The 21,482-nt window shown below is 63.5% G+C and carries 19 protein-coding genes and 1 pseudogene; 11 read left to right on the forward strand and 9 right to left on the reverse strand.

Annotated features, from left to right (window positions below; genetic code table 11):
• Positions 1-610: 610 nt before the first annotated feature.
• Together SALB1_RS08520 and SALB1_RS08525 are read right to left on the reverse strand one after the other, a co-directional pair.
• Positions 611-1,372, reverse strand: coding sequence for an aspartate/glutamate racemase family protein (locus SALB1_RS08520; RefSeq protein WP_109993469.1), 762 nt, complete (start codon positions 1,370-1,372; stop codon positions 611-613).
• A 355-nt stretch (positions 1,373-1,727) separates the two neighbouring features.
• On the reverse strand, positions 1,728-2,480 hold the full coding sequence (locus SALB1_RS08525) for a DeoR/GlpR family DNA-binding transcription regulator (RefSeq protein ID WP_109993470.1): 753 nt from the start codon (positions 2,478-2,480) through the stop codon (positions 1,728-1,730).
• A gap of 93 nt (positions 2,481-2,573) precedes the next feature.
• Between SALB1_RS08525 and SALB1_RS08530 the strand changes: the two genes are divergently transcribed.
• Both SALB1_RS08530 and SALB1_RS08535 read left to right on the forward strand, forming a co-directional pair.
• Positions 2,574-3,209, forward strand: a complete 636-nt coding sequence (locus SALB1_RS08530) for an HAD family phosphatase (protein WP_145961284.1) — start codon at positions 2,574-2,576, stop codon at positions 3,207-3,209.
• A 22-nt stretch (positions 3,210-3,231) separates the two neighbouring features.
• Positions 3,232-4,389 carry an MFS transporter gene (locus SALB1_RS08535; protein ID WP_145961285.1) on the forward strand — a complete coding sequence of 386 codons (1,158 nt, stop codon included), beginning with the start codon at positions 3,232-3,234 and terminating at the stop codon, positions 4,387-4,389.
• Here the strand turns inward: SALB1_RS08535 and SALB1_RS08540 are convergent.
• Together SALB1_RS08540 and SALB1_RS08545 are read right to left on the reverse strand one after the other, a co-directional pair.
• A complete protein-coding gene (locus SALB1_RS08540; protein ID WP_109993473.1) occupies positions 4,386-5,297 on the reverse strand; it encodes a hypothetical protein in 912 nt (303 codons plus the stop codon). The two genes, SALB1_RS08535 and SALB1_RS08540, sit on opposite strands and share 4 nt — an antisense overlap.
• Before the next feature lie 851 nt (positions 5,298-6,148).
• Positions 6,149-6,592 (reverse strand): nucleoside deaminase, encoded by a 444-nt coding sequence (locus tag SALB1_RS08545; protein ID WP_109993474.1) that lies wholly within the window; start codon positions 6,590-6,592, stop codon positions 6,149-6,151.
• Positions 6,593-6,728: 136 nt separating this feature from the next.
• Between SALB1_RS08545 and SALB1_RS08550 the strand changes: the two genes are divergently transcribed.
• The 3 genes from SALB1_RS08550 to ligD (SALB1_RS08560) all read left to right on the forward strand — a co-directional run bounded on the left by SALB1_RS08550 (position 6,729) and on the right by ligD (SALB1_RS08560) (position 9,234).
• On the forward strand, positions 6,729-7,343 hold the full coding sequence (locus SALB1_RS08550; protein ID WP_109993475.1) for a DNA polymerase ligase N-terminal domain-containing protein: 615 nt from the start codon (positions 6,729-6,731) through the stop codon (positions 7,341-7,343).
• A gap of 62 nt (positions 7,344-7,405) precedes the next feature.
• Complete coding sequence (gene ligD / locus SALB1_RS08555; protein WP_179950731.1) at positions 7,406-8,350, forward strand: non-homologous end-joining DNA ligase; 945 nt, start codon at positions 7,406-7,408, stop codon at positions 8,348-8,350.
• Positions 8,347-9,234 carry a non-homologous end-joining DNA ligase gene (gene ligD / locus SALB1_RS08560; RefSeq protein ID WP_109993477.1) on the forward strand — a complete coding sequence of 296 codons (888 nt, stop codon included), beginning with the start codon at positions 8,347-8,349 and terminating at the stop codon, positions 9,232-9,234. Before ligD (SALB1_RS08555) ends, ligD (SALB1_RS08560) begins: the two co-directional genes overlap by 4 nt.
• 31 nt (positions 9,235-9,265) lie before the next feature.
• Here ligD (SALB1_RS08560) and SALB1_RS08565 read toward each other — a convergent pair whose 3' ends face one another.
• From SALB1_RS08565 to SALB1_RS19885, 3 genes and pseudogenes are all read right to left on the reverse strand, one after another.
• Positions 9,266-10,249 (reverse strand): IS110 family transposase, encoded by a 984-nt coding sequence (locus tag SALB1_RS08565; RefSeq protein ID WP_109992323.1) that lies wholly within the window; start codon positions 10,247-10,249, stop codon positions 9,266-9,268.
• Between the two features lie 620 nt (positions 10,250-10,869).
• The gene (locus tag SALB1_RS19480) at positions 10,870-11,037 is read right to left on the reverse strand and encodes a hypothetical protein (protein ID WP_255414535.1); all 168 of its coding nucleotides are present in this window, start codon (positions 11,035-11,037) and stop codon (positions 10,870-10,872) included.
• A gap of 100 nt (positions 11,038-11,137) precedes the next feature.
• A pseudogene (locus tag SALB1_RS19885) lies at positions 11,138-11,377 on the reverse strand (methyl-accepting chemotaxis protein); the annotation flags it as partial.
• A gap of 314 nt (positions 11,378-11,691) precedes the next feature.
• On the opposite strand from SALB1_RS19885, the gene SALB1_RS08575 reads away from it, so the two are divergent.
• The 5 genes from SALB1_RS08575 (at position 11,692) to SALB1_RS08590 (ending at position 18,858) form a co-directional block, all read left to right on the forward strand.
• The gene (locus SALB1_RS08575; RefSeq protein WP_199678740.1) at positions 11,692-12,855 is read left to right on the forward strand and encodes a RimK family alpha-L-glutamate ligase; all 1,164 of its coding nucleotides are present in this window, start codon (positions 11,692-11,694) and stop codon (positions 12,853-12,855) included.
• Complete coding sequence (locus SALB1_RS08580; protein WP_109993480.1) at positions 12,852-13,982, forward strand: phosphoserine transaminase; 1,131 nt, start codon at positions 12,852-12,854, stop codon at positions 13,980-13,982. Before SALB1_RS08575 ends, SALB1_RS08580 begins: the two co-directional genes overlap by 4 nt.
• 295 nt (positions 13,983-14,277) lie before the next feature.
• The gene (locus tag SALB1_RS19030) at positions 14,278-14,445 is read left to right on the forward strand and encodes a hypothetical protein (RefSeq protein ID WP_158590689.1); all 168 of its coding nucleotides are present in this window, start codon (positions 14,278-14,280) and stop codon (positions 14,443-14,445) included.
• A 54-nt stretch (positions 14,446-14,499) separates the two neighbouring features.
• Complete coding sequence (locus SALB1_RS08585; RefSeq protein ID WP_199678741.1) at positions 14,500-15,660, forward strand: efflux RND transporter periplasmic adaptor subunit; 1,161 nt, start codon at positions 14,500-14,502, stop codon at positions 15,658-15,660.
• 165 nt (positions 15,661-15,825) lie between these two features.
• On the forward strand, positions 15,826-18,858 hold the full coding sequence (locus SALB1_RS08590) for an efflux RND transporter permease subunit (protein ID WP_109993481.1): 3,033 nt from the start codon (positions 15,826-15,828) through the stop codon (positions 18,856-18,858).
• Here the strand turns inward: SALB1_RS08590 and ybaK are convergent.
• Positions 18,848-19,315, reverse strand: coding sequence for a Cys-tRNA(Pro) deacylase (ybaK, locus tag SALB1_RS08595; protein ID WP_109993482.1), 468 nt, complete (start codon positions 19,313-19,315; stop codon positions 18,848-18,850). The genes SALB1_RS08590 and ybaK overlap by 11 nt on opposite strands.
• 273 nt (positions 19,316-19,588) lie before the next feature.
• Between ybaK and tsaA the strand changes: the two genes are divergently transcribed.
• A complete protein-coding gene (tsaA, locus tag SALB1_RS08600; protein ID WP_109993483.1) occupies positions 19,589-20,362 on the forward strand; it encodes a tRNA (N6-threonylcarbamoyladenosine(37)-N6)-methyltransferase TrmO in 774 nt (257 codons plus the stop codon).
• Here tsaA and moaA read toward each other — a convergent pair.
• Positions 20,347-21,381 (reverse strand): GTP 3',8-cyclase MoaA, encoded by a 1,035-nt coding sequence (moaA, locus tag SALB1_RS08605; protein WP_109993484.1) that lies wholly within the window; start codon positions 21,379-21,381, stop codon positions 20,347-20,349. The two genes, tsaA and moaA, sit on opposite strands and share 16 nt — an antisense overlap.
• Positions 21,382-21,482: the final 101 nt, after the last annotated feature.

Here is a 21,482-nt window from a genome sequence, read left to right on the forward strand (position 1 = left end):
GCTTTTCGTCGCCGAAATAGGACGTGACTCAAGTGTCCGCTGACGATTAGAGCCGGCGGCTCAGGCCACTACCGCGGACTGTCTTTAACCTACACCCGCGGCTTTGCAGATGCCAGATTGCAAATTTCAAACCGGGGCGTGGCCGGGGCAGCGTGCGAGTGCCCCTCACAACTATTGAGTGGACCCTCAGCCGAACGTAGCAACGGGATACGTGGAAAGCGATTCAGGACTTTAACAGTGCACAACCCGCGAGTAATCGGTAACCCCGGGGTGGTTCACTTGGCTCGCCGGTGGTCAGCACGAATAGAGCGAAATGGGAGCGAGTGCGCGTCTCGCCGACGCAGAGATGAATGACCGCTTTGGGCCGCAAGCCCGCATTCATGACAGCCGGTTCCAACCGTTTCATCCGCTCTCCTCGCTCTAGAGTTCCGGCGAGTCGCGCATTAAATTGGCCATGAGTTGTTTACAGGCCGCATCGTTGAGCACGGTGCGTTCGACGCCGTGTGCAGCCGGACGTGCTTGATAGCACAGGATACCAACAGCGGCATGCCGTAGCGCAGGATCGTGCCGGGCACATCGCGCCCGGCGGGAGCGTGGTGTAGAGGGGATATCAAGCGAATCGAAACGCGGCGTCGCACTGTATTGTCAGAGGGTCGAGTAAAGGCAGGGGGCTGGTGCGTGCGTCGGTTGCCATGGGCAACTCGGTGCAGGCCAGCACGGCTGCGTCGCAATGGGAATGGCGCGCCGCAAGACTTCGAAAGTATTCGGGCGCATCGCCGGGTTCCTTACCCGCGGCAATCGCCGACTGAATGCTTTGGATATGCTGGCGATCGCCCAGCGCCGGGATCTCGACTTCCAGCCCCGCGCTTTGGAGACGTCCGGCGTAGTAGCCATTTTCCATAGTGAACTGGGTGCCCAGCAAGAGAACCCGGCTGTAGCCGCGATCCAGGGCCACGCGCGCTGTTTCATCCACGATATGGATGATTGGAATATGAGCCGGCCACCGGTCGGACAGTTCGTCGATGGCTCGATGAAGCGTGTTGCAGCACACGACCACGCAATCCGGGCGCATCGCGAATAACTCGGCCAATTCCGGCTCGAATAATCGCAACACGCGAGCCCAATCATTGCCGTAGCAGCGCATGATCGGGGCGTAGTCGATACTCTTGAGCAGCAATCGTGCGGAATGCGTGTCACCGAATTCACGCTGAGCGAGTTGGTTGAGATAGCGGTAATATTCGATTGTCGAGGGCTGGGGCCTGTTGCCGTTTCGTTCGAGTCCGCGCCAAGCGCTGTTTTGCGGCAAGACGAGGCGTAGCGAACGTGGCGTAGTTGTTCTACGTGAGAGAGCTACAACGCTGGATTGCCGCAAAACAGCGCTTGTCCCTTCGGGTTGGGCCGCAAATCGCGCCCTGCGGCGTTACGAGTCTGGGTCGTGGCACGCCACGACGCGGCGACTCGCGCCTTGCCGGACACGATTTGCGGTCTCCAACGCGGCGCTCGTACGAAACGGCAACAGGCCCCAGGCAGTGCCACCGAGAAGACCAATCGTTTTCATGTGTTTTCTCATGCTGTTCCTCCGGCCGACCCCAGCATTTTTCGCCGACACTTTTCGATGTGATGCGCGAGCGTGTCTCAGTCGCGGCTTTGCCGATGGGCGAAGGTATTCTGCCGGAAGAATGGGGCGTCCACTCGGTCGGGCTAGGTTGTTGTCCCAGGTGCGGCGATTATCGGTGAATCGTTATTCCGAGACGCCGATAAGCCGCGAGCTGCTCTTCGGGCGTGTTCGCGTCCGTTACCAGGTCGGTGACCGTGTCGGCTGCGGCAACGACATAAGGGAAGGCTTTTCCCAGCTTGCCGGCGTCGGCCAACGCGACGACCAGCGCGGACTGGTCGATCATCAGCCGTTTGGTCGCCAGCTCATCCGGCCCGGGAATGGTCAATCCGGCGTCTGGATCCAGCGCGCAGACACCGATAAAGCTCATATCGGCCCTAAACGCGCTCAGAAAGCGGGTGGTCTCCGAGCCCAATGTGACGCCGAGTTCCTTATTGAGCGCACCGCCGGCCAAATGCACAGCAATGTGTGGATGGTCGATGAGAAGGGCAGCGACGGGCGGCGCATTGGTCACGACCGTGGCGTTCAAGTCGGGTGCCAGGTGGCGGGCGACATTCAGCGCTGTGCTGCCGCCATCCAGGAATAGCAATTGCCCATCGCGGGCAAGAGCGGCGGCTCGCTGGGCGATCGTTGTTTTGTCGGGCTGCCGGGCTTGCGAACGCTGCGCGTAGTGGGCGGGTTTAGCAGCCCGGGGGACGGCGCCGCCATGGACACGTTGCAGCTGGCCTGCGGCTTCAAGCGCCCGCAGATCGCGTCGGACGGTGTCTTCTGACACCCCCAAAGATTCAGCCGCCGCCGCGGCCCCGATACTGCCTTCGGCCTTGAGTTGGGTTAACAGAGCGCTTTGGCGGGTGGCTTTCAACATGGCTCAACGTATCTCCGGGTCGGTCGCGCGATTGCACTATAGCGCAATAACACGCAATGTAATGCAGAATAACGCAAAATCAAGGAACCTCGCTTGGCTTATCCGTCTCCCATTGTCTTCGACTTGTTTGGCGTGCTGATACGAAAGCAGCGGTCGCCGGACCAGGACAGGCTGGCCGAACTCGCGGGGACCGACTCAACCGGGTTCAGTGCGGCTTATTGGCAGGAACGGCCGAACTACGACCGCGGCTGTTCACCCGGTGCGTACTGGAGCGCGGTGGGCGCAAGCCTCGGGTTGTCGTTCAACCAAGGCAAGGTCGAGCAACTCACGGCCCTCGACAACGAAAGTTGGTCCAACGTCGACCCGAGCATGGTGCGGATGTTGTACGAGCTGCGTCGATGCGATACGCCACTCTATCTGTTAAGCAACATTCCCGACCCGTTATTCACGTTTCTCGATGCGCGCCATGGCTGGCTCGCCGAGCTGTTCGAGCAGCGCTTCATGTCGTGCGAGATGGGCGTGGCAAAGCCGGAGATCGCGGCATTTGACAAGGCGTTTTCGTCGGTTGCTCGGCGGCACCCGGGGGCGGTGGCTCGGTTTGTCGATGATAGCCCGAGCAACATTGCCGCGGCCCGCGGCTTGTCGATCGTGTCGCATCGTTATCAAGGACTGGCGGCCCTGCAAGCCTGGCTTCGTGATTCAGACGAAGCGCAAGAATTAAAGGCTTGACGACGCATGCGAGGCAAGCCGGTTGGAAGATCTGGCAGTACAACGGGTATGCGGCACTTCGACCTTCCTGGCCAATGGCTTTGGCATGGGCGCGTGGTCGGTTCAGATTGCCAGCGTTCAAGCAGACAACGGCCTGTCCGATTTCATGATTGGCGTCGCACTGTTGGTCTTTGCCGTCGCTGCGTTGGGCGCCATGCAGATCAGTGGCAAGGCGGCGGCGCGGTATCCGGTCAACTATCTCTGTGCGGGCATTGGCGTGGCGTTCGCTCTCGCACTTGCAGCACTCGGCTTTGTCGTGGGTATTGCGAGTCTGATCGTGGCCCTGGCCGCCTTCGGTATGGCCCACGGTGCGCTGGATGTGGCCATGAACGCTCGTGCCAGCATGCTCGAAAACCGAGCGCAACGCCCGCTTATGTCCTCCTTCCACGCCGCATGGAGTATCGGTGGTGCTGTGGGGGCCGGTTTGGCCGGTATTCTGGCCGCGCATGGCTACGGGCCCGTCGTCGTCTTGCCTGCTACCGCCGTGATAGCGCTGCCCGCCCTGTTGCTGGCTCTGGGCGGCCATCAAACCGCGAAGCCAATTTCGACAAGTGCGCCGGCAGAAACGACAGCAAGCACGCGGCGGCTGCGAACAATCCTGCTGCCGTTGCTTTGCGCCATTGCCTTTCTGGCGCTATTTACTGAAGGCGCGCTGGCCAACTGGAGCAGTATCTACCTCAAGGGCGCTCTGGCCGGCGTATCGGGTGGGTTCGCCGTTGGCTATGTGGCGTTTTCGGTCGGGATGTCGATCGGACGACTGGGTGGCGACCCGATCGTGGCGCGATACGGTCGCCGCCGGGTTGGTGTCGCTGGTGCCACTCTGGCGGCCATCGGCCTGGCCGTCGTGTTGGCGATACCAACCCTTGCCTCGGCCTTGATCTGTTTTGCCCTCGTCGGTATCGGGATGAGCAACGTGGTGCCGATCACTTTCGGTAGCGCCGGTCGTGTCGCCCGCTCCGAAGCCGCCGGTATCTCGCGCGCTGCGTCGGCCGGTTACGCCGGTTTCGTGATCGGCCCGCCGTTAATCGGGGGATTGGCTGGCCTGGTCACCTTGCCCGTGGCCCTAACGACACTGGTTGCGGCGACGGCGCTGATCGCCACATTCGGGATGTTCGCCTACCGGCCGACAGAGCGTCTCTAGCCAGCCGCTGCGCTTGTATCGAGCATATGAACCACCTTTTCCAACCAGACGTTATTGCTCTTATTTTGAGTAATTTCGCCCGCGGGTACGCTGATGAGTTGTGCGCTTGCGCTATCGTTCTTTGCGACAGCGAAAACGGAATCACGACTGCCTCCCAGGCCGCCGTCATAATTGGGCCTTGGACCGGCGGGCGCGTGCTCCGGCGGCTTGATATCTGAATTATCCCATCCGCGCCATTGTTTTTCCGCATCAGACATGCCGGAGGCCAGGCGCGCATCCATCTCGCGCGCTAGATAATTTCTACCTTCCGCGCTTCCCGCCTGGGACGTGTTGCTGGCCAGATCAAAATACTTGTTCTGGAATTTCGCATCCTTCTCGGATATTTGCATAAACGCAAGCACCCGTTCCGCAGGCGTGAATTTGTTGGATTTGTCAAATGCTACATTGGATAAATCCTTCCTGCTCAGTTGCGCGAACGGGTTGTCGGAAGAAGAGTTATCGGCATTCAGTCCCTTGATGCCGTAATATTCGGAAAGAAGGTAATTGGCCGCCTTGCCCGCAACGGCGTTTCGCTGCGCACTATCACCGCCAGGCGTTTGCTGGAGTACCTGAGCCTTCTTTCCGTTTTCCAGGATCTGTTGGTTGAAGTCATGTATAAAGGCGCTGAAGCCGGTACTGGAGCTATTATCAGCAGGCCCGGTTGGGATTGATGATGTTTTTGATAACGCTTTGGATTCCTGGGAGATATTAACGACAGCGCTCGGTTTTTCTGCCTTGTTACGTGAATTGCTGCCAACATCTTGGCCATTGTTCGCGAATGCAATATCTGGATTGCTCTTGTAAAGAGCGCCTTGCTTTATCTCGCGTGAGAAATTCAGTATATACGTTGCTTTAGACGTCGCGTTCATTTGTCGTCCCGGTTGCCGGATGAAGTCTTCTCGCAAAAGCGAAAAGACTTTGCAAGTCCTTGCGGTGGCTTCGTGGCTAATCGAAAGGCGGTAAGCGACCGGGCAGGTGCGTGGCCTCAAGTCGTGTACTCGGATAGTAGCGAGTGCCGTCGAACATAGTTGTTGACATATGATTTTTGATGAGTGCCCGAGAGTGTATTCGTGTCGGGAGGTATCGAATGGGGCGGGGTCACGATGCGAGGATTAGTAGATATTCGTCGCTGTTCGGTCTTCAAGCGCCCTATCGACCGATAACGCCATTCCTTTAACTCTCGGGCTGATGTTCGTGGCCCCAGTACCGGCCTGATTCGCTAGCGCGGTGGAATGCCGGTTGTGCGATTGGTAGGCGAGCGGGGGTGCGGCGCGCCTCCCGGCCGGGATCACAGGCGCCGTAGAAGGGATACGCCAAACTGCCGCACTTGATCATGCCCGACACGCAGCGGGCCGAATAAGTCAGGGCATGTTGTCAGCCAATGCGCGCGAATGAGGGCAAACAAGCGGGAAGATTAGGGCGCTGTTGGCTTTATCTGTTTCGTGCGCGCCGGTCTCCGGATGTGAGCAGTCTGCTCAAAGGGCATGCCGAGTTACGCTGTTCGCAACGTGGCCGGTCTTGATTTCGTGATTGCGACAGGCGATGCGCCTGCTTGTCGATCTACAGATCGCTTTGAAGCGGTCGTGACACGCGGCCGGCCCACTCGAATCGAGCGGAATGCGGGCGATTGCGCGTTACGCCGGGGCAAAGACGAATGGCCGCGTCGGGTCGTACGCCGATATTCACGACAGCCGGTTCCAACTTGTCCCTCTGCTCGTCGCTACGTCCCGATATCCTCGTTCCAGAGTTCCGGCGAGTCGCGCATGAAATCGGCCATGAGTTGTTTGCAGGCGGCATCGTCGAGCACGGTGAGTTCGACGCCGCGCTCGGCCAGATGGGCTTCTTCGCCCATGAACGAGGTGTTTTCGCCGATCACGACCCGCGGGATGCCATAGAGCAGGATCGCGCCGGAGCACATGGCACACGGCGAGAGCGTGGTGTAGAGGGTGACGTCCTTGTACCAGGCGCCGGGTTGGCGGCCGGTGGCTTCCAGCGCGTCCATCTCGCCGTGCAGGATGGCGCTGGATTTCTGCACCCGGCGGTTGTGACCGGCGCCAACGATCTCGCCGTTTTTCACCAGGACGCAGCCGATGGGCACGCCGCCTTCATTGCGCCCGCGCTGGGCTTCGTCCAGAGCAGCCTGCATGTAGAAGTCGTGTGGCATGACAAATACTCATCTTCGTCGATAAATGAGCCAGTTTAAGGGCTTGGCGAGCCGCCGTGCGCGGTTAGGGGTAAGTGCGGATGACGCGCCGCGCGGGGATCAGTTATAACGCAGAAACACCCGCGCGGAGACGGCCATGGCTCGGGATCCGCTCAAGACCTATCGCGACAAACGACGTGCCGATGTGACGCCCGAGCCTTCGGGCCAGGGCAACCCGCGGCCGGATGACCAGCCGCCGATCTTCGTCGTGCAAAAGCATTCGGCGTCGACGCTGCACTACGATTTTCGCCTGGAGATTGACGGCGTGCTCAAGTCCTGGGCCGTGCCCAAGGGGCCGTCGACCGACCCGCGCGAAAAACGCCTGGCGATCGAGACCGAGGATCACCCGCTGGATTACGCCGATTTCGAGGGCGTGATTCCGGAAGGCGAATACGGTGGCGGCACGGTCATGGTCTGGGACATCGGGCCGTACGACAATGCCAAGCGCGATGACACGGGCCACGCGGAGAAATCGCTGTCGGCGTGCTGGGCCGATGGCCATCTCACGGTGAACCTGCATGGCAGTAAGCTCAGCGGCGGATACGCACTCACGCATTTCCGTACGGAAGGCAACAAGCGCCAGTGGCTGCTGGTGAAGATCGACGACGAAGACGCCGATGCGCGTCGTAATCCGGTGTCGACCGAGGATTATTCGGCGCTCAGCGCGCGTACGACCGGGCAGATCGCGGCCGCGGCGGGTGAGTCGTCATGAACAAGGCTTGCCTGGAAGGCCGTATCAACGGCGACGATTGGGCCAAGGCCCAGAAGGCGCCGATGCCGCGGACCTTCGAGCCGATGCTGGCCACGCTGCACGACCGGCCGTTCTCGGACGAAAGCTGGATCTACGAGCGCAAGCTCGACGGCATTCGCCTGCTGGTGTTTCGCGACGGCGAACACGTCGAGTTGTATACGCGCAACGGCCAGCTCCGCAATGATCATTTTCCCGAGTTGCTCGATCTGTTCGCCGCCCAGCCATGCCGGCGTTTCGTGCTCGACGGCGAGGTGGTGGCTTTCGATGGCGATGTGACCAGTTTTTCCCGGCTCCAGCAGCGGGCGGGTATTGCCGACCCGGCCGAGGCGCGCGCGTCAGGTATCGCCATCCATTTTTATGTATTCGATTCGCCCTGGATCGAGGATTACGACATCCGCCGCGTGCCGTTGCGCCAGCGTAAAGCCCTGCTCCGTGACATCCTCGATTATTCCGGCCGTCTGTATTTCACCGCGCATCGCAACGGCGACGGCGAGACATTGCTGGCCGAGGCCCGGCGCAAGGGCTGGGAAGGTATCGTCGCCAAGCAGGCCGATAGTTGCTATCGCTGTGGCCGCTCGAAGCGCTGGCTCAAGCTCAAGTGCCAGGCCGGCCAGGAGCTGGTCATCGGCGGGTACACGGAGCCCGAGGGCGAGCGCATCGGGCTGGGCGCCCTGCTGATGGGCTACTACGAATCCGGCGAACTGCGCTATGCCGGCCGCGTCGGTACCGGTTTTTCCGATGCCGAGCTGCGACGTCTGCATCGCGTGCTTTCGGCCAGTGAGCGCGAGACGCCGCCGTTTGCCGATCCGCCGGACGAGTGCGGCATCCACTGGGTGCAGCCCGAACGCGTGGCCGAGATCGAATTCACCGAATGGACCTGCGACGGCAGGCTGCGCCATCCCGCCTATCTGGGCGAACGCGATGACAAGGACCCGCATGAAGTGGTCCGGGAAGTGAGCGGAACGTGAGCGTGCAAATCGACCATATCGACAAGATGTTCTTTCCCGACGCCGGGATCACGAAGGGGGATCTGGCCAATTATTACCGCCGGATCGCGCCGGTCATGCTGCCGTATGTGAAGGACCGGCCGGTGACGCTCAATCGTTTTCCCGACGGCATCGAAGGCACCCATTTCATCCAGAAAGCGGTCCAGGACCATTATCCTGACTGGCTGGAACACGTGACGGTCGCCAAGGAAGATGGCGAGCTGGTTCAGCCGCTCATCAACTCGGCCGACGCGTTGGCCTATCTGGTCGGCCAGGGCGCGATCGCCTTCCATGTGACGCTGAGCCGCTACGACCGTCCCGAGCATCCGGATCGGCTCATCTTCGATCTCGATCCGCCGGGTCATGGCGGCGAAGGCGGCGATTTCGCGCCCGTCATCGCCGCGGCGCGCGCCGTGCGCGATGCGCTGGAAGCGGTGGACCTCACCTCGTTCGTGATGACCTCGGGCTCCTCCGGACTGCATGTGGCGGTCCCGCTTGACCGCCATGCGGGTTTCGATACGGTGCGCGAGTTCGCGCAAGGCATTGCCGAGCGTGTAGCCGATGCCCATCCGGAGGAATTCACTACGGCGCACGCCAAGAACAAGCGCGGCGGGCGGTTGTATCTCGACACCCGCCGCAACGCGGTGAACCAGACCGCCGTGGCCCCGTATTCGGTCCGGCCCAGGCCGGGCGCGCCCATCGCCACCCCGCTGGAATGGGACGAGCTTGCCGATGCGGACATCGGCCCGCGGCGCTTCCATGTTGGCAACATCTTCCGGCGCCTGGCGCAGCGCGATTGCCCCTGGTCGAACATCGCCCGCCACGGGCAGAGTGTGCGACGCGCCCTCGAACGGCTGCGTGATTAGATACCATCTTGCCGTCTCCGCACCAAGGGGCTCATGTAGCGCCTTGGGGTTGATAGGGCGTCTGGTGCTTAAGCACGCCATACGCGAGATGGACGAGCTTGCGCATGGCGCCGCCGAGGGCGCTCATATCGCTTTTACCGCGTGCTGTTAAGCGTTGATACTGGGCCGCGATATCCGGGTTGTGTTTGGTGCTGACGATGGCGGCCATATAGAGCAGTTGTCGCAGTTTAGGATTACCGGCCTTGGATAGACGCGGCGGTCCATGGACCGAACTCCCCGAATCCCACGGCACCGGGATGACGCCGATGAAGGCCGCGGCTTGGCGGGCACTGGTGAAGTCGCGGCTTCGCAGTGTGGCCAGCAGGCGCCGCGATACGGTGGGGCCAATGCCGGGCACCGACTCTAATAAAGCGCGATCTTTTTTCAGCGCGGGATGGCGATCGATATGATCGTCAATATCGCGCGTCAACCGATCGCGTTCGGCCCGTAGCGCGTCGAGCACCGTATCGATCGACGCGATGATCTCTTCGGCCTGAACGACCTCGGCCTTTTCCCGGCGATTGCGCTCGCGTTGAATATCCTTATCGAGCGCCTCAAGACGGGCGAGACGCGCTTTGAGTCCACGCACCGCCGCAGGTTCGGGCTGCCACAGCCGCGGGCGACGAGCCGCCCCATAGCGGGCCAGAACGACGCTGTCTTTCCGGTCGTTCTTGCCGCGCACTCCCAGGCTTTTGGCAAACTCCCGGACCTGCGCGGGGTTCATCACGGACACGCCCAAACCGGCCTCATAAAGCGCCTGAGCCAAGGCTTCGTGATAAATCCCGGTCGCTTCCATGATGATGTGGATTTGATCGGCCGGCGTGCCGGTCTGCTGCGCCAGCCAGTCCAATACAGCTGCGTGCCCCGCGGTGTCGTTGCCAAAGACCTTGGTCTTGACCTTGACCCGATCAGGATCCCGCAGCCAAGCACAGTCGAATTTGCGTTTACTGACGTCAATGCCGATGTAGACGGTCATCTCGTGCCTTCTCCTTGTTCGTGCAGTCTCACCGCGCCAGCGGGGACTTGGAACCCATTCACGTTTGCGAGATGAAAAATCGGTCGGGCGCATGATCTAACGCGCAAGCTATAAGCTTCAGGGTCTGTGGATGCTCACCCGACCGAGCACCGCTGACTGGTAGCTAATCAGTCAGCTTCGGCAAGACACAAGGGTCTGTTGCCGTTTCGTCCGAGTCCGCGCCAAGCGCTTCCTGAAAAATTACTTGGGGGCGGCAAGACGAGGCGTAGCGAACGTGGCGTAGTCGTTCTACGAGAGAGCACCAACGCTGGATTGCCGTCGTGTCGTCAATCGTTGGGCGCTTGTCCCGAAGGGTTGGGCCGCCCATAAAAAATTTACTAGGGGCGCCCTGCGGCGTTGCAAGTCTTGATCGTGGCACGCCACGATGCGGCGACTCGCGCCTTGCCGGACACGTTTTGCGGTCTCCAACGCGGCGCTCGTACGAAACGGCAACAGACCCTAGAAGGGGCAGGGTGAGTGTTCGTTTATCGCGTGGCTCTGCATCGGGCGCAGCGTCGGCAGCACGCGCCCGAGCGATAGTATTGACGACAGAGCGACTCGTTATTCCACGGCTTGCGCCGCTACGCCGGCAGAAGACGGGGCCGGCCCTGCTCGTCCTTCTCGGGCGCGGTCGCGCCCGGCACCGATGTTTCCCGCGCGTCCTCGGTGGATTGATGCTCTTGTTCGGTGGTGCGAAACAATTTGACCGCCGTGGTCAGCGCCTCGGCCTCGCTCTGCAGCCCCGACACGGTGCGCTCCAGCGCCTGAACCAGTCCGCCGTTGCGCTGGCTGGTGTCGTCCCGTTGCTCCAGGGACGAGCTGATTTCCTCGGCGCCCTGCCTCCGATTGTTCGCTCGCCTTTGCTATTTCGCTGACCAGGCGGGCGAACTCCCGAATGGCCTCGGCGATGCGCGTCGACACATCGCGGGCATTCTCGACCAGAGATGCACCGGAGGCCATGTGGTGCACCGATTCAGCGATCAACACCTCGATCTGATCGGCCGATTCGGCGGCACGCCGGGCAAGTTGGCGTACTTTGGCGGCGACTACGGAAAATCCGCGACCGTGCGCCGGTCTCGCCGGCATCATGTCCGGCCGTAATCCAGGGCGGGGCTCCCGGCTGGCCGCAGCCAATCCGAAATCCGTTGGAAGCGATCATTTTTGCTGCGTATTCGGCATTTCGACGCCCGGAGGCCACCGTATGATGGGGTCGTTGTGAAGGCCGCTGCTGCGATGGCGTTGCGTCCGAATCGCCTGGATGCACGAGGGCCTGTGTCATCCATGGTCATAGGCCTGCCCTTAAATACCCGAGGTGTTTTCGCCTGATGTCTTGTTTCGACCATGCTGCAGCCGAGTTTCTCGGGCTCGCTCCTTTTTTGCGCCATAGCCTCAACGGGGACGATATGCAGCCGCTCGCCCGTGAATGGATCGCCCGCGCCGAAGCCGAGCCCGAGAACGCCATCCTCTGGATGAACCTGGCCACACTCATGCTGTGTATGGGGCAACGCGGGCTCGGTCTCAATATTCAGGCGCAGGCGCTGGCGATGCAGCGCCGTTTTCATCTGGCGGCTGCTCGACAGCCGGCGCGCCTGCGTGTGTTGCTGCTGATGGCGCCCGGCGACCTGGCCGCCAACATGCCGCTGGATTGTCTGCTCGAGGATAGCGACATCGATCTCGAGTACTACTTCGTCATGCCATCCGATGCCACGGAAAAGACGCCGTTGCCGGAACACGATCTGGCGATGGTGGCGATGAGCGACTCCGACGACAATCGCCCGAGCCTGGAGGCGATCAAACCCGTGGTGGCCGACTGGCCGCGGGCCGTGCTCAACACGCCCGAGGCCATCGCCAATACCGAGCGTGAGCGGGCGAGCCGATTGCTACAAGGCGTCCCCGGGCTGGCGATGCCACCGACATTGTCGATCACGCGTGGCGAGCTGGAAGACATCGCGGGCGGCGAAAGCGCGATGACGTCCGTATGCGAGGGCATCGATTTCCCGTTGATCCTGCGCCCGCGCGATTCCCATGGCGGCCACGGTCTCGCCCGGTTGGCCGACCGGGACGCACTGGCGGCCTATCTTGCGGACGTCGAGGACGAACAGTTCCTGATTTCCCCCTTCATCGACTACACCGACTCGGATGGTTGGTATCGCAAGTACCGCGTCGTGCTCGTCGATGGCGAACCCTTCGCCGGTCATATGGCGGTCTCGGACGACTGGATGATCCATTACCTCAACGCCGGCATGTACGACGATGCCGGCAAGCGCGCCAGAGAAGCGGCCTGGATGGCGTCGTTCGACGCATTTGCCAGCCGTCATCGCGCGGCGCTGGATGCGATCCACCAGCGTTCGGGGCTGGACTATGTCTGCATCGACTGCGGCCAGACGCGCGACGGGGAACTGTTGGTCTTCGAAATCGGCAACGCCATGGTGGTACATGCCATGGACTCCGCCGAGCTGTTCCCGCACAAGCAAACGCATATGGCCAAGGTCAAGCATGCGCTGCGCGATCTGCTGCTGCAGCGCGTCGAAGAGGCAGACGCCCGATTGATGGACGAAACGACATGAATGCGCGAAACGCCCTGAATTTCTCCGGTGGCCCCGGCGCCTTGCCGGAAAGCGTGCTGCGCGAGGTGCAACAGGCGATCGTCGAGGTGCCGGAGGTCGGCCTTTCGGTATTGGGGATCAGCCATCGGTCCGACTGGTTCGCGGCCGTGGTCGACGAGCTGGAACACAATATCCGTACGCTGCTCGGCGTGGGCGAGAATTATCACGTGCTGTTGTTGCAGGGCGGGGCGACGCAGCAATTCACCATGGTGCCCATGACCCTGCTGCCGCCCGACGGCGCGCCGGCCGATTACCTGCATACCGGTTACTGGAGCGGCAAGGTCCTGCCTGCAGCGCGCCGTGAGGGCCCGATCCGGGTGGCCTGGAGCGGCGAGGCGGACGGCTTCCGTCACCTGCCCAGCGACGATACGCTTGCGCTCAGCGATACGGCGCCCTATCTGCACTACGTTTCCAACGAAACCGTGGAAGGGCTGCAATTTCATCGCGTGCTCGGGCACGACAACGTGCTCCGGGTCTGCGACATGTCGTCGGACTTCCTGTCGCGCCCGGTCGAAGCCGAGCGGTTTGGCCTGATCTATGCCCATGCGCAGAAGAACGTGGGCCCCGCCGGGGTCACCGTGGTCGTGGTGCGGGACGATCTGATTCAGGACGCGCCACAGGGTTTGCCCGATTTCCTCGATTATCGTTGCCACGTCCGCGCCCACTCCGTTCTCAACACGCCGCCGGTGTTCGCGATCTACGTCGTGTTGTTGGTCACCCGCTGGCTGATGCACGACATCGGCGGCCTGGAGGCGATGGACGCCATCAATCGACAAAAGGCGGCGCGGCTCTACAGCGTGCTGGATGAAAGCGACGGGTTCTACCGGGGGTGGGCGGCCGAGCGCGACCGCTCTATCATGAATGTCGCATTCAACCTGCCGGACGAGACGCTGGAGCAGCGTTTTCTTGCCGAAGCCGAGGCCGCCGGCCTTTCCGGGCTGAAAGGCCATCGCGCCATCGGCGGTCTGCGGGCGTCGCTGTACAACGCGGTGACACTGGAAGCCGTCGAACAGTTGGCCGATTTCATGGATCGGTTTCGCGGTGCCCGGTCGATGTCGGCGCAGAGGGTGAGCGGCGTTCGAGGCTGACCCGCCGCGGGCGTTGCGCCTGCGGCCGGAAACATCGCGGCGCGGCGCTCGCTGGCGCCCGGGCTGAAGTTTGTCGCCCGACGCGCGCGGGTCAACAACCGTCAGGTGGCACGGCCGGCACGCCGGGATCGCACGTGCCGCCGATCGTGCAGGTCATTCGTGTTATTGGACGAAAGTCGTTGCCGGCGCGTTGATACCGTGCTTTAGTTCCCGATCGTAGCAGAACGGATGCGCTGCCCGGCCCGGCCGAGGCCTGTCTCGTTTGCCTAGCGCTTGCGGCCGTCCGAAGCGCCGATTGGAGTTCGATCTGATGGCTCTTTCGCGCGTTGTCATCCGTACCCGGGTCGGTTGCGGTGCCCTGGGTCGGGCCCGGTGCCGGCTCGATTCGCCCGGCTATTCCGGCGCGCAGGACAGGATCGGCCTGCCGGTCTCGCCGTGGCTGCGGCCCACGGTCGGCACCTGAGCCTCGCCCATGCGCTCACAACGTTCCCCGTCGGACTCGCAAGGCGCGCCGCGCATGCCGGATACCGCCGGGCGTGGCCCCAGCCTGGTCAAGCGCATGATCGTGATGGTCGTGGGCGTACTCTTGCTGGTGGCTTTGATCGTCGGCGCGAAGGTTGGGCTGGTCATGCGCAAGATCGCCAGCCTGCCCAAGCCGGCGCCGGCAACGGTGAGCACCGCAGTGGCCCGCTATCAGGCCTGGCAACCGGCGTTGCACGCCGTGGGCAGCCTGCGCGCGGTGCGCGGCGCCGATCTGGCGCTGGACGTGCCGGGCCTGGTCAACCGGATCCACGTCCGATCCGGCCAGCACGTCAACAAGGGCGAACTGCTCTTGCAGCTGAATGACGCCGACGATCGCGCCCAGCTGGCACAGCTCGAAGCCGCCGCTCGACTGTCGCGGCTGAATTATCGTCGCGCCGACCAGCAGCGGGCCTCGCACGCCATCAGCACGGCCGACTACGACAGTGCGGCGGCCGACCTGAAGGGCAAGCAGGCGGCCGTCGCCGGGCAGAAGGCACTGGTTTCCAAGAAGCAGCTACGCGCGCCGTTTGCCGGGCGCGCGGGCATCATCACGGTCAGCCCCGGTGACTATCTCAATGCCGGTACCGCGATCGTGACGCTGCAGCAGATCGACTCGCTTTATGCGGATTTCAGTGTGCCGCAACGCGCGATCGGCCGGCTGCAGATCGGCCAGACCATCCATCTGGCGGTGGATGCCTACGATTCCCGGCGTTTCGACGGGCGGGTCACCGCCATCAATCCGAAAGTGGATACGGACACCCGCAACGTGCAGGTTGAAGCTATCGTGCCCAACGCCGATGGCGCCCTGTTGCCGGGCATGTTCGCCAACATTCGTGTCGATGCCGGTCGCAGGCAGCGCTATCTGACGCTGCCGCAAGCGGCCATCGTCTACAACCCGTACGGCGACATGGTGTTTGTCGTCCAGCCGTCCAAGGGGAATAACGAGCAGGGGCAGCCGCTGCCCGCCACCGTCCAGCAGACGCTGGTCACCACCGGCGAAACCCGCGGCGACCAGGTCGCGATCGTCAAGGGCCTCGCCGCCGGGGCGACCGTGGTTACCAGCGGCCAGATCAAACTGAGCAACGGCGCGCCGATCACGATCGACAACAACGTGCAGCCGGCGGACGCCGCGCATCCGACGCCGCAGGAACATTAGCGTGGCGATATTTTGTGCGCGGCCCATGCCGCAACGGCATTGCCGCAACACGTGGCGCAGCGCCCCCGGACATAGTCGCGCCACGCAAACCAGCCACAAAGCGGACGGGCGGCCCGGCCGCCCGCGCGACCGTCGCACGAGCGCGCTCCCGGTGCGGGCGGCGCCATGAAGTTCACCGATCTTTTCGTCAATCGGCCGGTGCTGGCGATTGTGGTCAGTACGCTGATCCTGGTGCTCGGTTTGCGGGCGGTCACCGGCCTCACGGTGCGTCAGTATCCGAAAACGGAAAATGCCACGGTCACGGTGACCACCGCTTATTACGGCGCCGACGCGCAAACCATGGCCGGTTTCGTGACCCAGCCGCTGGAGCAGGCGATCGCCCAGGCCCAGGGCATCGACTATCTGTCGTCGAGCAGCGTGTCCGGTGTTTCCACCATCACCGCCACGCTGCGCCTGAATTACGACGCCAACCGTGCGCTCAGCGAGATCAACACCCAGGTCAATTCGGTACGCAACAAGCTGCCGCCGGCGGCGCAGCAGCCGGTGCTGACGGTGCAGACCGGCGAGACCATCGACGCGATGTACATGGGCTTCTACAGCGACGAGTTGCCCACCAACAACATCACCGATTATCTGGCGCGCGTGGTCAAGCCCAAGCTGGATTCCATCGCCGGGGTACAGACCGCCGAGCTCCTTGGCGCGCGCCAGTTCGCCTTGCGCGCATGGCTGGACCCGGCGCGCATGGCCGCCCACGGGGTGACGGCCAGCGACGTGCATGCCGCGCTGGCGGCGAACAATTACCTGGCCGCGATCGGCTCGACCAAGGGGCAGGCCGTGACGGTGGATCTGACCACCGACAGCGACCTGCACACGGTCGACGAGTTCAGGCAGCTCGCCATCAAGCAGCACAACGGCGCCATCGTGCGCCTGCAGGATGTGGCCCACGTCACGCTGGGCTCCGAGAACTACGACGCCAACGTAGCCTTCGGCGGCAAGAGTTCGGTGTTCATCGGTATCAAGGTCGCGCCCGACGCCAACATTCTGGACGTCGCCCGGCGGGTACGCGAGGCGTTTCCGGGCCTGCAGCGCCAGCTGCCCAACAGCATGACCGGCGCGATCGTGTATGACGCCACCGCGTTCGTGAACACCTCGATCCACGAGGTGATCAAGACGCTGGTGGAGGCGCTGCTGATCGTCACCGCGGTGATCTTCCTGTTCCTCGGCAGCCTGCGCGCGGTGGTCATTCCGCTGGTGGCCATGCCGCTGTCGATGGTCGGCACCTTCTTCATGATGCTGGTGCTGGGTTACTCCATCAATCTGCTCACGCTGCTGGCGCTGGTGCTGGCCATCGGGCTGGTGGTCGACGATGCCATCATCGTGGTCGAGAACGTCGATCGCCACATGAAGGACGAGGGCAAGACGCCGCGCCAGGCCGCGCTGCTGGCCGCCCGCGAGCTGGGCGGCCCGATTCTGGCGATGACCGTGGTACTGATCGCGGTCTATGCCCCGATCGGTTTTCAGAAAGGCCTGACCGGCGCGCTGTTCACCGAGTTCGCCTTCACCCTGGCGGGTGCGGTGACGGTATCGGCGGTGATCGCGCTGACGCTGTCGCCGATGATGTGTTCGCGTTTTTTTCGCGCCAGCGCGAACCCCGGCCGCTTGCCGGCCTTCATCGATCGCCAGTTCGAGCGCGTGAGCGAGCGCTACCAGCGCGCGCTGCACGGCGCGCTGGATACCTGGGTGGTGCTCGCGGTGATGGGGGGCCTGCTGTTTCTGGCCACCATCGCGCTCGGCATGACGGCGAGCTCGGAACTGGCGCCGGAAGAGGATCAGGGGGTGGTGATCGGCCAGATCGTGGGCGCGCCCAACGCGACCGCGCAGCAGATGGATGTCTACGCCCACCAGATGTTCGACAAGGCCCGCAGCCTTCCGGAGTACGATCAGATGTTCCAGATCACCGGCACGCCGACGATCAATCAGGGCATCGGCGGCGTGCTGTTCAAACCCTGGGACCAGCGCAGCCGCAACGCCCATGTTCTGCAGACGGTGCTGCAGCAGAAGTGGAACGATATCGCCGGTGCGCGGGTGGCGGCATTCCAGTTTCCGGCGTTGCCGGGTGCCTCGGGGTTGCCGATCCAGCTGGTGATCACCACCACCGAGCCATTCCGGAATCTCTACGAGGTGGCCCAGGCGGTCAAGAAAAAGGCCCAGGCCAGCGGCAAGTTCTATTACATCGATTCCAACCTCAAGCTGGACAAGCCGCAGAGCACGATCGTGTTCGACCGCGATCTGATCACCGCCCTCGGCCTGACCCAGAAGGACGTCGGCGCGTCGCTGTCGGCCGCGCTCGGCGGCGGCTACGTCAACTACTTCTCGATCGCCGGGCGATCCTACAAGGTGATTCCGCAGGTGCGGCAGGCCGATCGGCTGAACCCCGATCAGGTGCTGGATTACTATCTTGGCGTGCCGGACGGCGCGTTGATCCCGGCAGCAACCGTGGCCACGCTGAAGCCGGAGGTGGTGCCGCAGTCGCTCAACCGGTTCCAGCAACTCAACTCGGCGACCATCTCCGGCGTATCGGGCATGTCGCAGGGGGCCGCGCTGGCCTTTCTGCGTACCGCGGTCCACGACGTCGCGCCCGGCGGCGATTACCATGTCGATTATTCGGGCGCGTCACGACAGTTCGAGCAGGAATCCGGCGGTTTCGTCAATACGCTTCTGTTGGCCACCATCATCGTGTTCCTGGTGCTGGCGGCCCAGTTCAATAGCCTGCGCGACCCGGCCGTGATCCTGGTTTCGGTGCCGCTGGCCCTGTTCGGCGCCCTGATCTTCGTCAATCTGTTCACCAGTCTCAACATCTATACCGAGGTCGGCCTGGTGACGTTGATGGGACTGATCAGCAAGCACGGCATCCTGATCGTCCAGTTCGCCAACGATCTGCAGCGCGCCGGCCTGTCCAAGCGCGAGGCCATCGAGCAGGCGGCCGGTGTGCGTCTGCGGCCGATCCTGATGACCACCGCCGCCATGGTGCTGGGCGTGGTGCCGCTGGTGATTGCCACGGGCGCGGGGGCTGCCGGCCGGTTCAACATGGGGCTGGTGATATCCACCGGCCTGGCCATCGGCACGCTGTTTACCCTATTCGTGGTGCCGGCCTTCTACATGTTGCTGGCGGCGCGGCACGAGACGACTAGTCCGTGATATCGGCGAATTGCCCGTCGGTGAGTGCCGCCAGATCGCCCGGGCTGAGACTGATTTCCAGCCCGCGCCGGCCGGCGCTGACATGCATCTGTTCCAATCGCAGTGCCGAGCTGTCGATGACGGTGGCCAGCCGTTTCTTCTGCCCGAGCGGGCTGACCCCGCCCAGCACGTAACCGGTCATCTTCTCGACAGTTGCCGGCTCGGCCATAAAGGTCTTTTTCGTGTTCATGGTGGCGGCGAGTTTCTTCAGATTCAGCCGGCCCGAGACGGGCACGATGGCGACCACGAACGCGTGCGTGCCGGTCTCGGCGACCAGCGTCTTGAAAACTTCCTGCGGCGACAGCCCCAGTTGATGGGAGGCATCGATGCCGTACTCGCCCGCGGCCCTGCTGGCATCGTAGCGCCGGACCTCGTGGGCGATGCCCGCGGCTTCGAGGATCTGGATGGCAGGTGTCACGGCCGGTGCGCTTCATGGACTAAACGATTGGAAATGGTAGCGCGCCGCCCCGGCGCCGGCGAGCGTGGCGCCAGGGTCTGTTGTCCCTTCGGGTTGGGCCGCCCATAAAATCAATCAGGGCGCCGATACGGCGTTGCGCGTCTTGCTCGTGGCACGCCACGACCGGCGACGCGCGCCTTGTCTCGACGGATTTGCGGTCTCCAACGCGGCGCGCGCACGAAACGGCAACAGGCCCTAGACTGCCGGCACGTGCCCGATCGACCCGATACCCGTATGGACGAAAGCCTTCCACTGTCACTGACGCCCGTCGGCGTGGTCGCCAGCGACTACCCCGACAAGTTCGGCGTACCCCGCCAGCCGGGGTTGGTCGAGGCGGCGCGGGGCGTGGTGAGTCTGGTTGCGCCCTACGACGATCCGCTCGCCATCGAGGGCATCGCGGCCTACAGTCATCTGTGGCTGAGTTTTGTGTTCGATCGCAGCCCGGCAACCTGGCGCCCCCGCGTACGGCCGCCGCGGCTGGGCGGCAACGCCCGGGTCGGCGTGTTCGCCACGCGCAGCACGCACCGGCCCAACCGGCTGGGGCTTTCGGTGGTGCGCCTGCTCGATGTGGCTATCGCATCGCGTGCCTCGCCGGCGCCGTGGGCGTTGCCCGGCATGACTGGAATGCGGCCGGCGCGGGTTCACCTGCTGATTGGCGGGCACGATCTGGTGGCCGGCACGCCGGTTGTGGATATCAAGCCGTATCTGCCCTGGGCGGATGCGCGGGTCGCGGCGCGCGCCGATCTCGCGCCAACCGCGCCGCCGTCGCTCGCCGTGCATTGGGAGGCCGCGGCCGAACAGCGCGTGGCCGCGCGGGCGGATGCCGGCCCGCTCCGGGCGCTGATCGAGCAGGTGCTGGCCCAGGACCCGCGCCCGGCGTACCGGCGCGCCGATGGGGATCGCGTCTATGGTGTGGCGTTGCGCGATGTCGACGTGCGCTTCGTGGTCGAGGCGTCGGGCGTGGCCCGCGTGCTCGAGATCGTGCCGGCGGCTCAGCCGCCGATATAGGACATCTCGACCCGGTCATCGGCATCGCCGTCGCGCCGCCGGGAGGTTTCCTCGCCGCGCTGTTCGGAATAACGATCGTCGCGGGCGTGCCAGATGCCCGCCAGCTGGGCGGCGATCTCGGCGTCGCTGGCGCCGGCGCGCAGCGGCGTGCGCAGATCGTGGCCGTGCACGCCGAACAGGCAGGTATAGAGCTCGCCGATAGCGGACAGGCGCGCGCGGCTGCAGCCGCCGCAGAATGGCATGGAGACCGACGCGATGAGGCCGATCTCGCCAGCGCCGTCGTCGTAGTGCCAGCGGTTGGCCGTTTCGCCCGGCTGGCGGGCTGGCTGACGCGTGAGGGCGTATCGTCTGCGAATGGTCTCGAGGATCTCGCGGGCGGGCACCACGTCGTCCATGCGCCAGCCGTTCGAGGTGCCCACGTCCATGTATTCGATGAAGCGCAGCACCACGCCGCTGTGCCGGAAGGCTTCGGCCATCGGCAGAATCTGATCCTCGTTGACGCCGCGCTGGACCACGCAATTCACCTTGACCGGTGTGAGTCCGGCGGCGATGGCGTTGTCCACGGCGGCGAGCACTTTCGAGGCCGGAAAACCCACATCGTTGATCGCCTTGAAGCGTTCGTCGTCGATCGCGTCGAGACTGAGCGTGACGCGGTTGACGCCGGCGGCCTTCAGGGCCCGGGCGCGCTCGGCGGTGAGCAGCGAACCATTGGTGGTCAGGCAGATATCGTCGATGCCGTCGATCGCGGCCAGGCGGCCGACGAGCACGTCGAGATCGCGGCGCAGTAACGGTTCGCCGCCGGTCAGGCGCAGTTTGGTCACGCCGAGCCCGGCGGCGATACGGGCAAGCCGTTCGATTTCGTCGAAATCGAGCAGCTCGCGCTTGGGCAGGAACAGATGCTCGGCGCCGAACTGTTCGCGCGGCATGCAGTAGGTGCAGCGGAAGTTGCAGCGATCGGTCAGTGAAATACGCAGATCGCGCAGCGGCCGGTTGAGCGTGTCGGTGGTGAGCGTCGACATACGATTGAGAATAACATCGCGCGCCCACGTCGATGGGCTGTCGAGGGTGGTTTTCTGTGTCGGAACGGTTAGCGATAGCCTCGTTTCATTGCCATAAGCCC

Source organism: Salinisphaera sp. LB1 (assembly GCF_003177035.1).
Taxonomy (GTDB): Bacteria; Pseudomonadota; Gammaproteobacteria; order Nevskiales; family Salinisphaeraceae; genus Salinisphaera.